The sequence below is a fragment of the Nocardia sp. NPDC051463 genome (assembly GCF_040681975.1).
Classification (GTDB): domain Bacteria; phylum Actinomycetota; class Actinomycetes; order Mycobacteriales; family Mycobacteriaceae; genus Nocardia.
This window is the reverse complement of sequence record NZ_JBFBAB010000013.1, coordinates 99,084-110,955: the sequence shown is the minus strand read 5'-3', so window position 1 is coordinate 110,955 and position 11,872 is coordinate 99,084. Positions and strand designations below refer to the sequence as shown.

General features: G+C 65.2%; 12 protein-coding genes. 5 read left to right on the top strand and 7 right to left on the bottom strand.

Annotation, left to right across the window (positions count from 1 at the left end):
• Positions 1-69: 69 nt before the first annotated feature.
• Positions 70-591, top strand: coding sequence for a 2'-5' RNA ligase family protein (locus AB0M74_RS18910; protein ID WP_366527546.1), 522 nt, complete (start codon positions 70-72; stop codon positions 589-591).
• 50 nt (positions 592-641) lie between these two features.
• The gene (gene trxA / locus AB0M74_RS18905; protein ID WP_328411628.1) at positions 642-1,016 is read left to right on the top strand and encodes a thioredoxin; all 375 of its coding nucleotides are present in this window, start codon (positions 642-644) and stop codon (positions 1,014-1,016) included.
• A 91-nt stretch (positions 1,017-1,107) separates the two neighbouring features.
• Here trxA and AB0M74_RS18900 read toward each other — a convergent pair whose 3' ends face one another.
• A complete protein-coding gene (locus tag AB0M74_RS18900; RefSeq protein ID WP_366527545.1) occupies positions 1,108-1,542 on the bottom strand; it encodes an alpha-isopropylmalate synthase regulatory domain-containing protein in 435 nt (144 codons plus the stop codon).
• 408 nt (positions 1,543-1,950) lie between these two features.
• Here AB0M74_RS18900 and AB0M74_RS18895 point away from each other — a divergent pair, with 408 nt between their 5' ends.
• On the top strand, positions 1,951-2,262 hold the full coding sequence (locus AB0M74_RS18895) for a DUF6191 domain-containing protein (RefSeq protein WP_366527544.1): 312 nt from the start codon (positions 1,951-1,953) through the stop codon (positions 2,260-2,262).
• Positions 2,263-2,593: 331 nt separating this feature from the next.
• Here AB0M74_RS18895 and polA read toward each other — a convergent pair whose 3' ends face one another.
• Complete coding sequence (polA, locus tag AB0M74_RS18890) at positions 2,594-5,338, bottom strand: DNA polymerase I (protein ID WP_366527543.1); 2,745 nt, start codon at positions 5,336-5,338, stop codon at positions 2,594-2,596.
• Positions 5,339-5,460: 122 nt separating this feature from the next.
• On the opposite strand from polA, the gene AB0M74_RS18885 reads away from it, so the two are divergent.
• Positions 5,461-5,928: a nuclear transport factor 2 family protein gene (locus tag AB0M74_RS18885; protein WP_366527542.1), complete on the top strand. Its 468-nt coding sequence runs from the start codon at positions 5,461-5,463 to the stop codon at positions 5,926-5,928.
• Positions 5,929-5,992: 64 nt separating this feature from the next.
• Positions 5,993-6,115 (top strand): hypothetical protein, encoded by a 123-nt coding sequence (locus AB0M74_RS18880; protein ID WP_366527541.1) that lies wholly within the window; start codon positions 5,993-5,995, stop codon positions 6,113-6,115.
• Between the two features lie 79 nt (positions 6,116-6,194).
• On the opposite strand, the gene AB0M74_RS18875 is transcribed toward AB0M74_RS18880, so the two are convergent.
• The 5 genes from AB0M74_RS18875 to AB0M74_RS18855 all read right to left on the bottom strand — a co-directional run bounded on the left by AB0M74_RS18875 (position 6,195) and on the right by AB0M74_RS18855 (position 11,738).
• Positions 6,195-6,956: an ABC transporter ATP-binding protein gene (locus AB0M74_RS18875; protein ID WP_366527540.1), complete on the bottom strand. Its 762-nt coding sequence runs from the start codon at positions 6,954-6,956 to the stop codon at positions 6,195-6,197.
• An 8-nt stretch (positions 6,957-6,964) separates the two neighbouring features.
• Positions 6,965-7,984, bottom strand: coding sequence for an ABC transporter ATP-binding protein (locus AB0M74_RS18870; protein WP_366527539.1), 1,020 nt, complete (start codon positions 7,982-7,984; stop codon positions 6,965-6,967).
• On the bottom strand, positions 7,981-9,411 hold the full coding sequence (locus tag AB0M74_RS18865; protein WP_366527538.1) for a branched-chain amino acid ABC transporter permease: 1,431 nt from the start codon (positions 9,409-9,411) through the stop codon (positions 7,981-7,983). Before AB0M74_RS18865 ends, AB0M74_RS18870 begins: the two co-directional genes overlap by 4 nt.
• On the bottom strand, positions 9,408-10,445 hold the full coding sequence (locus tag AB0M74_RS18860) for a branched-chain amino acid ABC transporter permease (protein WP_366527537.1): 1,038 nt from the start codon (positions 10,443-10,445) through the stop codon (positions 9,408-9,410). The genes AB0M74_RS18865 and AB0M74_RS18860 overlap by 4 nt, the downstream gene beginning before the upstream one ends.
• A 96-nt stretch (positions 10,446-10,541) precedes the next feature.
• Positions 10,542-11,738 (bottom strand): branched-chain amino acid ABC transporter substrate-binding protein, encoded by a 1,197-nt coding sequence (locus AB0M74_RS18855; protein ID WP_366527606.1) that lies wholly within the window; start codon positions 11,736-11,738, stop codon positions 10,542-10,544.
• Positions 11,739-11,872 lie beyond the last annotated feature (134 nt).

Sequence of the window (11,872 nt, the reverse complement as noted above, 5' to 3'; positions counted from 1 at the left end):
CCTCCCGCCGCCGATCGGCTGCGGCCGAATTGCCCCATGGACACGCCGGGGGCGCTATTTTTTGGGACCATGGTGCAGTCGGTCGAATTACTGTTGGACGACGCAGCCGATACGGAGATCCGGCGGCAGTGGCAGTTGCTCGCGGACGCGGGCATCCCCAGTGTCGCGGCGAAGACCGCCGAGACCACGCGCCCGCACATCACCATCGCGGTCGCCAAAGAGCTCTGGCCGCGCATCGACCACGTCCTCGAGCAGCAGAGTTTCCGACAATTCCCGGTCCGCCTCGGCGGGTTGCTGGTGTTCGGTTCGCGCCATCCGATCCTGGTCCGGGCGGTTGTTCCGTCCGAGCAACTGCTCGCAGTGCACCGCCGGATCTTCAGCATCGTGGCGCAGTGTCCCGGCGTTCCGTCGAACCTGCACCCCGACGAGTGGACGCCGCACGTGACACTGGCGCGCCGCGTGTCCCACCAGCAATTGGGCGAGGCCGTACACGTTGTCGCAAGAGACCGTGATTTCCCGGCGACCATCGTGGGTATCCGGCGTTGGGACGGTGACCAACGGCGTGAGTGGCCGGTGGCCCGTGGAAGATAAAGAGAACGCCGGACGTTACAGCTGGCAATAAAACGACACGAGAGGACGTCATGGCCACCCAGACGCTGACCCAGCAGAACTTCGACGAGGTAGTCACCGGAAGCGACGTGGTACTCGTCGACTTCTGGGCAGAGTGGTGCGGCCCGTGCAAGAGCTTCGCGCCGACCTTCGAGGCCTCCTCGACCAAGCACCCCGACGTCGTCCACGGAAAGGTCGACACCGAGGCGGAGCAGGGCCTGGCCGCCGCAGCCAACATCCGCTCCATCCCGACCATCATGGCGTTCCGCGAGGGCGTATTGGTGTTCGCACAGCCCGGTGCGCTCCCACCCGCCGCACTGGAGGATCTCGTTACCCAGGTGAAGGCCCTGGACATGGATGAGGTTCGCAAGCAGTTGGCCGAGCAGTCGGAGCAGACCGCGAAGTAAGGCAGACAGATTCCGAGCGTGGACCGTTCACCTTCGAAAGGTGAACGGTCCGTTGCGATTTCAGGGCTTGCGAACCGTCGGGCCTATCGGGTCAACGAGCAATTCGGTTGACGCAGGCGATCATAGCGCGAATCGTCGACTCGGCGCCGTCGTCGGCCATGGCCGCGCCCCAGCCGCGCCTGCCGTTCACCTCGCACTGCACGAAGGTGGCGGTGCCCGCCTCGGTGCGGCGCTGGTGGAACTGCAGGATCTCGACCGGATAGCCCGCGTCGTAGAGCGCGGAAGTCATCGCCGCCACCGGACTGCCGGTGGTGCTGAACGTCCGCAGCTGCTCGGCGAACTCCAGCGTCGCGACGCACTCCGCGCTCCCGTTACCGGCGAGCGACCAGTCGCTGAGCCGGACGGGTCCGGCGTGTTCGCAGTAGCGGTCGTAGAACTCCGCAGGCGTCAGGCCACCGCAGTCGGCCCGCAGGCCCTTGGGTGCGGCAGCGATGAACGTGCGTGTGTCGAGAGTAAGGATCGTCATTGCAATTCAGGTCTTCCCGAAGAGAATCGGCAGAGGGGACCAGCACTAACAATCAACAGCCCGCAGCGAGGGGGCCGGTCCGAATCAGACCCCGCTACGGCGGGTTACTACGAGAAGAAGTCGCCGGGCAGCCACCACCGCGGTAAGCGGAATTAGCGCGGCGCTGTCGCGGTCTGCGACATTCAGCACGGCGCTGTGGCGGTCGGCGGGATTCGGCACGCGGTACACGATAGGGGTATCTCGACGCAATCGCAACCTTGTCAGCACCTCGGTGTGCCTACTTGCGAGTATCAACTGCGCAGGTCACGGGATATGCGGCCCGGGTGGAGTTCGCAGCGCGGTAGCAGCCTATTTCACCGGGTTCGAGTATCACGGCGCAATGGTGCGGGGGCCGGTACCTTCGACGTCATGGGCCTGCTCGTTGCCATGACAATTCCCGGACTGGCGATACTGCTGATGGCGTTCGCCGCGGCCGAGGTGCTCTGGAGCCGCTTGACCGGCAGCCGCGTCCTCCCCTGGTTCGAGGACCGCACGGGCCGCCCGGTCGCGGCCGCCGGTTTCGAGGAAGTCACCGCCGTTTTCCAAGGCGCCAAGCGCCACGAGTTCGAGCAACGCCAGAGCGTGCTGATGCACAAAGAAGACAAGTCCGATGGCGCACCGCCGCGCGACGAGATTGATTTGTCAGCAGGCTCGGCTCGACTGGTCCGCCACCGCGAGTAGCACCCGGCGCCTCGGGTCCCGACGTAGGAGGTTCCCGGCCGATCTGGGGACAAGAGCGGTCGTGCTCGCGAAACCATTACGTCGGCGAAGACGTTTCGCCGATGATGGATACCGCCGATCGTGCCGCCTACTGTAGCCCCGCCATGCGAGGGAGATCGTCGACTTTCCAGCCGTACGAGCTGCTCGCCGACGGGCGCTGAAAAGCTGGGCAGCACAAGGTGTCTGCTGCCCAGCCCCTGGCCGCCGTCATGGAAACCACGCGCAGCTTTTGCGACCGAACGCACTGAGGGGTCCGGCTCAGCCACGCATATTCGACGGCGGCCTGCGCGCCTCAGTGCGCGGCGGCATCCCAGCTGCGACCGGTGCCCACCGAGACATCCAGCGGCACCGACAGTGTGATGGCCGCGGACATCTGTTCGCGGGCCAGCGTTTCCAGTGCCTCCCGCTCGCCGTCGGCGACCTCGAACACCAGCTCGTCGTGAATCTGCAGCAGCATCCTCGACCGCAGCCCCGCAGCCGTGATCGCCTTGTTCACGTTGATCATCGCGACCTTGATGATGTCGGCGGCGGTGCCCTGGATGGGAGCGTTCAACGCCATGCGTTCGGCGGCTTCGCGGCGCTGACGGTTGCTGGAGTCCAGGTCGGGCAGGTAGCGGCGGCGGCCGAAGAGGGTTTCGGTATAACCGACCTTGCGGGCCTGCTCGACGACCTCGTAGAGGTAGTCCCGGATGCCGCCGAAGCGGTCGAAGTAGACATCCATCTGTTCCTTCGCCTCTTGCGTGCTGATCTTCAGCTGCGCGGAGAGACCGTAGGAGCTCAGACCGTAGGCAAGGCCGTAGGACATCGCTTTGATGCGGCGGCGCATCTCGGGATTCACCTCCGACAGCGGGATGTCGAAGGCCTTGGACGCGACGAAGGTGTGCAGATCCTCACCGGAGTTGAAGGCCTCGATCAGGCCCGCGTCGGCGGAAAGGTGCGCCATGATGCGCATCTCGATCTGGCTGTAGTCGGCGGTCATCAGCTCGGCGTAGCCGGCGCCGACGACGAAGGTGTCGCGGATCTGGCGACCGGTGTCGGTGCGGATCGGGATGTTCTGCAGGTTCGGCTCGGTAGAGGAGAGCCTGCCGGTCGCGGCGATGGTCTGGTTGAACGTGGTGTGGATGCGACCGTCGTCGGCGACGGACTTGAGCAGACCGTCCACCGTGACCTTCAGGCGGGTGGCGTCGCGGTGCTCGAGCAGATGCTGCAGAAACGGGTGCTCGGTCTTCTCGAACAGCGATTCCAGCGCATCGGCGTCGGTGGTGTAACCGGTCTTGGTGCGCTTGGTCTTGGGCATATCGAGCTCGTCGAACAACACGACTTGCAGCTGCTTCGGCGAGCCCAGGTTGATCTGCTTGCCGATCACCTCGTAGGCCGCGTTGGCCGCATCGTTCACCTTGTCGGCGAACTGGCGCTGCAATGTCTCCAATTGGTCGACGTCGACGGCGATGCCCGCGTCCTCCAGACCGGCGAGTACCCCGAGCAGCGGCAGTTCCATCTCCGCCAGCAGCGGAACGGATTCGATCTGCTGAAGTTCGGTGTCCAACGCCGCGGCAAGGTCGACGACGGCCCTGGCCCGCAGCATTTCGGTCTGTGCGACCTCCGCATCGACGGTGTCCTCGTCGTCGAGCAGCGACAGCTGGGGCGTCTCGTCGATTTCGGCGCGCAGCTCGCGGTGCAGGTACCGCAGCGACAGGTCGTCGAGATTGAAGCTGCGCTGGCCGGGGCGTACCAGATAGGCCGCCAGTGCGGTATCGCTGGTCAGTCCGGCCAGGGTCCAGCCGCGGCCGCGCAGCGCGTGCATCGCGGACTTGGCCTCGTGCAGCGCTTTGGGCACGGCCGGGTCGGCCAGCCACGCGCCGAGCGCGGCGTCGTCCTCGGGGGTCAGCACCGTGACGTCGATATAGCCGCTCTCGCCGTCACCCCCCGCAATGGCGAGCGCACGTACGTCACCGTTGCCGGGAGTGCCCGATCCGACCACCGAAACACCATGCCGAACACCAGTTTTCGTATGCTCGGCGAGCCAGGCCGCGACCCCGCCCACTTCCAGAGCGCCACCACTGATCTCGAAGCCCGCCTCGGCTTCGGGCTCCGGCGGCGCCAGCGTCTCGAACAGCCGGTCGCGCAGCACCCGAAATTCCAGATCGTCGAACAACTGGTGGATCTTGTTGCGATCCCACGGCTGCTGGGCCAGCTGATCGGGGGTGTAGGGCAGCGGCACATCGCGCACCATTTCGGTGAGCTGCCGGTTGAGCACCACGCTGCTCAGATTGGCCCGCAGCGCATCGCCGACCTTGCCCTTCACCTCGTCCACCTTGTCGACGAGGGTGGCGAGGTCACCGTATTCGCGAATCCACTTGGCTGCGGTTTTCTCTCCCACACCGGGAATGCCGGGCAGATTGTCGCTCGGGTCGCCGCGCAGGGCCGCGTAATCCGGATACTGGGCCGGGGTGAGCTGATACTTGGCCATCACCTCGTCCGGAGTGAACCTGGTCAGATCGGACACGCCCTTACGCGGGTAGAGCACCGTGACGTTGTTGTCGACCAGCTGGATCGAGTCGCGGTCACCGGAGACGATCAGTACCCGGAAGCCCTCGGCGGCCGCCTGGGTGGTGAGCGTGGCGATCAGGTCGTCGGCCTCGAAACCATCGATCGCCATCACCGGAATGCCCATCGCGCCGAGCACATCCTTGGTCAGCTCGACCTGCCCGCGGAACTCGTCGGGCGTAGCACTGCGATTGGCCTTGTACTCCGGGTACGCCTCGGTGCGGAACGTCTTGCGTGACACGTCGAAGGCCGCGGCGATATGGGTCGGCTTCTCGTCGCGGAGCAAGTTGATGAGCATTGCGGTGAAGCCGTACACCGCGTTCGTGGTCTGCCCGGTGACCGTCTTGAAGTTCTCGGCGGGCAGCGCGAAGAACGCGCGATAGGCGATCGAATGCCCATCCAGCAACAGCAGAGTCGGCTGCGGACCGGCCGCATCGGAGCCGGCTGCAGAGACGGAACTCGAACGCTGATCAGTGGTCGCTGGGGTCACGGTGAAGAGTCTAGGGAGGCCCACCGACATCTCACAGCGGCGGCTCCCGGGCGCCGCGCGGCATCGAGTGTTACGTCCGTTTTCCGCCGGACCCGGCCGCGGCTCGCGCCCATTATTTTCCCGTGACCACAACAATGTCCGCCTTGCAGCGGTTCTTCGCAGCGGAAGCCGCGTACATCACCGAGGGCGGCGACTTCGCCGGTATGGCGGCCTGCCTCGCCCCCGATGTCGTGATGTATCAGGCCGCCAACCTGCCCTACGGCGGCGAATGGCACGGCCGCGACGGCATCCGGCGGTTCATGGACGCGATGAGCGAGACCTGGTCGTCACTGGAGTTCCTCGAGCAGCGGTTCGTGGTCGACGGAGATGCGGTGGTCATCTACAACGTCGGCAGGCTGCGAGCGCGCGCCACCGGCCGCGTGCTCGATACCTCGGTGATGCAGCTGATCGCCTTCCGCGACGGGCTCATCAGCGAGATCCGGCCCTTCTACTTGGACACCGCGGCTGTCGTGGCGGCGGTGTCCGACACCGGGACCGCGCTGTCCGGTACCGCGGTGGCCGCCTCGGGCAGCGACTGTCCCTGCCGGTGAGCACCCCGCAGAGGGGGTCGCCGGCTCCCCGCACCGGCAGACCCACCGAACCGAGCATGACATCGTGAAAGACCTCGATATCGAAGCAGTCCCCGAGCCGCTCGATGACCTCGCGCCGTCGAAACGATCGGCACCCGGCAGGGTGGCCGTCCTCGGCGCGGCACCGAGCACGGCGTCCCGATACTGATCGGCCATACCCGTCAGCTCATCATGACCATCCGTGGCCGCCGTCATACCCGAGGCGGCCACGGATGGCACGACGTCATCTATCCGACGCCCAGATAGGCCGACTTCACCGCGGGGTCGGTGAGCAGATCGCGACCGGAGCCGGACTTGGTCACCTCGCCGGTCTCCAGGATGTAGGCGCGATCACTGCGGGCCAGCGCCTGCTGAGCGTTCTGCTCGACCAGCAGCACCGTGGTGCCCTGCTGATTGATCTCCGAGATGATCCGGAAGATCTGCTGAATCACCATGGGCGCCAGCCCCATCGACGGTTCATCGAGCAGCAGCAGCCGCGGCCGTGCCATCAACGCGCGGCCGATCGCCAGCATCTGCTGCTCGCCGCCCGACAGCGTGCCGCCGACCTGCTTGCGCCGTTCTTCGAGCCGAGGAAACATGCCGAACACCCACTCCAGGGTGCTGTCGTACTCCGATTTCGGCTCGAACGGCCTGGCGTAGCAGCCCATGTCGAGGTTTTCCTGCACCGTCATACCGGGGAAGACGCCGCGGCCTTCCGGTGCCTGGATCAACCCGAGCTTGACCCGGTCGTGCGCCTTCATATGGGTGATGTCACGGCCCTCGAACACGATGCGGCCGCGGGTCAGCGGCAGCAGCCCGGAGAGGGCGCGCATCGTGGTGGTCTTGCCCGCGCCATTCGCGCCGAGCAGTGTCACCAGCTCGCCGTGCGCCACCTGCAGCGAAATCCCGTGCAGCGCTTCGATTCTGCCGTAGTTGACGACCATGTCCTTGACTTCGAGCAGCGGGCCCGATGCGTCGCCGGGGCCGGCGGATTGCCTGTGTGATGCCATCGTCGTCCCTACCCGTCCGTCCCGTGTGTGTCCTGCGCTGCCCCCGGTTCGGCGCCCCTGTCCGGCGCACCGACGCCGTCGTCGGGTACACCGAGATAGGCGTTGATCACATCGGGGTTCTCGCGGATGTCGGCGGGCAGCCCGTCGGCGATCTTGCGACCGAATTCCAGCACCACGATGCGGTCGGTCACGCCCATCACCAGCCGCATGTCGTGCTCGATCAGCAGGACGGTGAACCCGTCGTCGCGGATCTTGCGGATCAGATCCATCAGCGCGGACTTCTCGCTGGGATTGAATCCGGCGGCGGGCTCGTCGAGGCAGAGCAGTTTCGGCTCGGTGGCCAGCGCGCGGGCGATTTCCAGCCTGCGCTGGTCGCCATAGGACAGATTGCGCGCCTTCTCCACCGCACGCGGTGCGATGCCGACGAACTCGAGCAGCGCCATGCCGCGTTCGATGGCCTCGTGCTCCTCACGGCGATGCCGTGTCGTGCGGAAGATGGCGCCCGGCACCGAGGTTTTGTGCCTGGCGTCGGTGCCGACCACCACGTTCTCCAGCGCGGTCATCTCGGCGAAGAGACGAATATTCTGGAAGGTGCGTGCGATACCGAGGCGGGTGATGGCATTGCGCTTGGTCTTCGTCAGCGGCTTACCATCGAAATAGACCACGCCCGATGATGGCCGATACACACCGGTGATCGCGTTGAAGCAGGTGGTCTTGCCCGCGCCGTTGGGCCCGATCAGCCCGAGGATTTCGCCGCGGCGAATCTCGAAACTCACGTTGTCCAACGCGGTGAGGCCGCCGAACTTCACGGTCAATCCGTCGGTGCGCAGCAGCGCTTCACCCACCGGCGTCTCGATCTCACGGCTCGGCGCGACCACTTCCGCGACCGTCTCCGCATCGCCGAGTTCCGGCAGCACGGCCGTCAGATCGACGACGCCCGCGCTCGGCGTCGCTTCCGGTTCGGCGGCATAGCCGGCCGACATGTCCTCGTTGTCGAATAGCGCGTCACCCGCGCCCGGCCCGGTCATGCCTGTTCCCCGATCACTTCGTTGCCGAACGGTTTGCGCACGGCCCGATATACCTGCCGCCCGTAGGCAAGCAACTTCTGTCGCACCGGGAACAACCCCTGCGGCTTGAAAATCATCAACACGATGAGCGTGATCCCGAAGAACAGGTACTTGAAGTCGCCGAGCGACTGCGCGCCCTGCTCATGGAATTCCAGCACGTTCCCGAGGACGATCAACATCCCGATCACCACGACGATCGCGCCGGCGAGATAACCGCGACGCACCGGCCGCTCCCGATCCCGTGCCCACCGCTTCCACCCGACGATCAACGCGATGATGCCGACGATGGCCAGTCCGAGCAGCAGGTAACCGACAACGGTCTGTCCGACCAGCTGGACCGACAGCAGCCGGTTCGGCAGGTACACGATGATGAACGCGCCGACGATCACGCCGAGCTTATTGCCCTGACCGCCGATGACGACCGCGCAGAGGAACAGCATCGAGTTGATGATGTTGAACCCGCTCGGATTCACGAACTGCACCTGGCCCGCGTACAGCGCACCGGACAGCCCGCCGACAGCGGCGCCGATCATGAATGCCCACAGCTTGAACTTGAAGGTGGGCACCCCCATGATCTCGGCCGCGTCCTCGTCCTCTCGGATCGCGACCCAGGCCCTGCCGACCCGGCTGCGCTCCAGATTGCCGACGATCAGCAACACGATGATCACCAGAACCATGCCGACCCAGAACCACCAGATGCCGGAGTTGGCCCTTGCGAAGATGTTCGAGGCTTCGGAGTCACCGACGTTGCCCGCGGAGAACACACCGTTGGGCCGCTCCGCGGACTCACCGACACGTGGATAAGCGATGCCGGACAGCCCGAGACTGCCGTTGGTGAGGTCGCCGAGATTGTCGGCGAGCAACCGGACGATCTCACCGAAGCCGAGGGTCACGATCGCCAGATAGTCGCCGCGCAACCGCAGCGTCGGTGAACCGAGAATCAGACCGGACACCGCGGTGACAGCCGCCGCCAACGGCAGGCAGGCCAACCAGGCCCAGTCCTCACTCAGCCAGCCGCCATCGGTCTGGTTCCACGGACTGTTGGGACTGGTCAGCAGACCCACCGTGTACGCACCGACAGCATAGAAGCCGACGTACCCGAGATCGAGCAGACCCGCCTGTCCGACAACGACATTCAGGCCGATGGCAAGCAGCGCGTACATCGCGAACTGGGCCATCACGCCACCGAAGCTGGTACCGGGAGTATCCAGGAACGGCGGCGGGTACAGCGGCAGCAGCGCCAGCAGAATGAGGGCGGGCACGCCGACGCCCCACTGGGCGGGCCGCGACAACCCACCCCACCAGGTCCGCAAGGCATCCCCGACGCCATGCCCAGCCGTCTGTTCCGCCCCACTCTGCGGCGGCGGGCTCTTTACCGTGTCGGTCATGCGCGCGCCTTTCCGAGGCTCTCACCGAGAATGCCGGTCGGGCGAATCATGAGCACCAGAACCAGGACAACGAACGCGACCACGTCACGCCACTCGGTACCGAAGAGGATCTGGCCGTAGTTCTCCGCCAGCCCGAGCAGTAACCCGCCGAGCAGCGCGCCCCGCAGATTGCCGATACCACCCAGCACCGCGGCGCTGAACGCCTTGATGCCCAGGATGAAACCACCCGAATAGATGATCCCGTTAGGAATCTTCAGCGCGTACAGCAGTGCGGCCGCACCGGCGAGCACGCCGCCGATGAGGAAGGTCAGCATGATGATCCGCTCCCGCGAGACACCCATGAGCGTCGCGGTGTCGGGATCCTGTGCCACCGCCCGGATGCCGCGACCGAACTTCGTCCGGTTGATCAGCACCTCGGTGGCGATGGCGAGGATGACGGCGGCGACGATGATCACGATCGTCACATTGGTGACATCCGCGCCGCCGAAGCTGAACTGCTTGGTCGGCTCGACCAGCATGATCGGCTTCTGTGCGTTGGTGCCGCCCAGCTTCGGCCACACCTTCGGCACCACGAAGTGCATGACCTCCTGGATCACGAAGGAGGCGCCGATGGCGGTGATCAAAAAGATCAGCGGTTTGGCTCCGCGCTTGCGCAGCGGTCGATAGGCCACTCGCTCCAATCCGACTGCCGCGGCACCGGATACGGCCATGCCGAAGATCATCGCCAGCGCGAGATAGGTGATGGTGAGAACGATGCCTTGAGAGTAGACATCACCGCTCGGTGAAAACCCGAGCAGCATAAGCCCGACATACTGGCCGAACAGGCCGAGCATGAAGATTTCGGAATGGGCGAAATTGATCAGCCGCAGTACGCCGTAGACCAGGGTGTAGCCGACAGCGACGAGTGCGTATATCGCACCGTAGGACAATCCGTCGACGGTCAGTCGCCAGAAATCGTCGATCACTCCTTGATAGTTGAAGTCGATCGAACCGCCGGCTAGTTGTACAGCGCCGGCCAATACTGTTGAAGTCATTCGTAATTCGCCCTCATTCATTCGCCCTCACGAAACAGCAGCACGTACAGGGATTCGCGCGAACCCCCATACGTGCTGCGCGTTTCGTGGCGCGGGTTACTTGACCGTGTAGATCCAGATCAGTGCGTTGGACAGTTCCCCGTTGGGGTTCCACTTGTACTGGCGCGCCAGACCGGGCCCGTCATAGGACCGCACGTACTCGAGCAGTTCGGGACGAGTCACCTTGCCGCTATCGATGCCCTTGCTCAGGATCGTGGCCAGGTCGTAGGCCTCGACCGAGTAGACGCCGGGCGCCTGTCCGTTGAGCGCCTCGTAGTCCTTCGCGAACTTCTCCGGGGCCGGACCACACGGGCAGGTCAGCGTCGCGCCGTTGGCCGAGCTACCCGCCTGCGACAGGAACTGCGGATCGTTGACGCCGTCCGGGCCGATGAAGACGGCCTTGACGCCACCGGACTTCAGCTGCTGCGCCAGCGGTGCGCCCTCGGCGTAGTAACCCGAGTAGAAGACCGCGTCGGCGTTCGCGCCCGCGATCTTGGTGACGGTGGCGGAGAAGTCCTTGTCACCGGTCTTGATGCTGGCCGCGCAGCTCGGATCCGCTGCCGCGCCGAGCCCCTCGGTGATGCTCTTGGCCAGGCCGGTGCCGTAGTCGCTGTTGTCCTGGACGACGCAGACCTTCTTGTAGCCAGCGGTGCCGACCAGGTACTTGGCGACCGACGGACCCTGAACATCGTCGTTGGCCAGGCCGCGGAAGAAGGTGGTCCAGCCGTTCTGCGTGAGCGTGGCGTTGGTGGCCGAAGAGGTAACCGAGACCAGGCCTGCATCGCTGAGGATCTTGCCGGTCGCCTTGGTCTCACCGGAGAACGCGGGACCGACCAGGCCGATGATCGACTTGTCGTTGACGATCTGAGGGATGACCTGGGTGGCCTTCTGCGGATCGCCCTCGGTGTCGAACTGCTTGAGTTCGATCTTGCAGCCCGCGTTCGCCTTGTTGTGCTGATCGAGCGCCAGCTTCACGCCCTGGACAATGTTGATGCCGAGCGCCGCGTTGGGGCCGGTCAAGGCGCCTGCGAAGGCAATCGTGGTACCGGCAGGACAGGTCGCCTTGCCGTTGCCCGCCGGATCGGCGGCTTTGGCCGGGTCGGTCTTCGGGACCTGCTTACCGTCGATGTCCACCTGTGCCACCGGCTGGATGGACAGACTTCCCGCACCATTTGTGCCGGATGAACCCGATTCGTTGGTCGATTTGTCGCTGCAGCCCGTCAGCACGAGGGCAGCCGCGGCACCGACTACCAATACTCCTCGCGTCGAACGACTGCGCCATATCGAACTAAGCACGTCCCTCACCTCTACGTCCTGTACTCCCTCGGCTCGCCGAGGAGGCCGACCACGTCGGCCCGGTCAGAACATAGCGTTGCCACGTTAGTTCC

Bases quoted from the DNA above. Each gene is read 5' to 3' on its own strand.
- AB0M74_RS18910 (WP_366527546.1), top strand. From the start codon at position 70: ATGGTGCAGTCGGTCGAATTACTGTTGGACGACGCAGCCGATACGGAG.
- trxA (WP_328411628.1), top strand. From the start codon at position 642: ATGGCCACCCAGACGCTGACCCAGCAGAACTTCGACGAGGTAGTCACC.
- AB0M74_RS18900 (WP_366527545.1), bottom strand. From the start codon at position 1,542: ATGACGATCCTTACTCTCGACACACGCACGTTCATCGCTGCCGCACCC.
- AB0M74_RS18895 (WP_366527544.1), top strand. From the start codon at position 1,951: ATGGGCCTGCTCGTTGCCATGACAATTCCCGGACTGGCGATACTGCTG.
- AB0M74_RS18875 (WP_366527540.1), bottom strand. From the start codon at position 6,956: ATGGCATCACACAGGCAATCCGCCGGCCCCGGCGACGCATCGGGCCCG.
- AB0M74_RS18870 (WP_366527539.1), bottom strand. From the start codon at position 7,984: ATGACCGGGCCGGGCGCGGGTGACGCGCTATTCGACAACGAGGACATG.
- AB0M74_RS18865 (WP_366527538.1), bottom strand. From the start codon at position 9,411: ATGACCGACACGGTAAAGAGCCCGCCGCCGCAGAGTGGGGCGGAACAG.
- AB0M74_RS18860 (WP_366527537.1), bottom strand. From the start codon at position 10,445: ATGACTTCAACAGTATTGGCCGGCGCTGTACAACTAGCCGGCGGTTCG.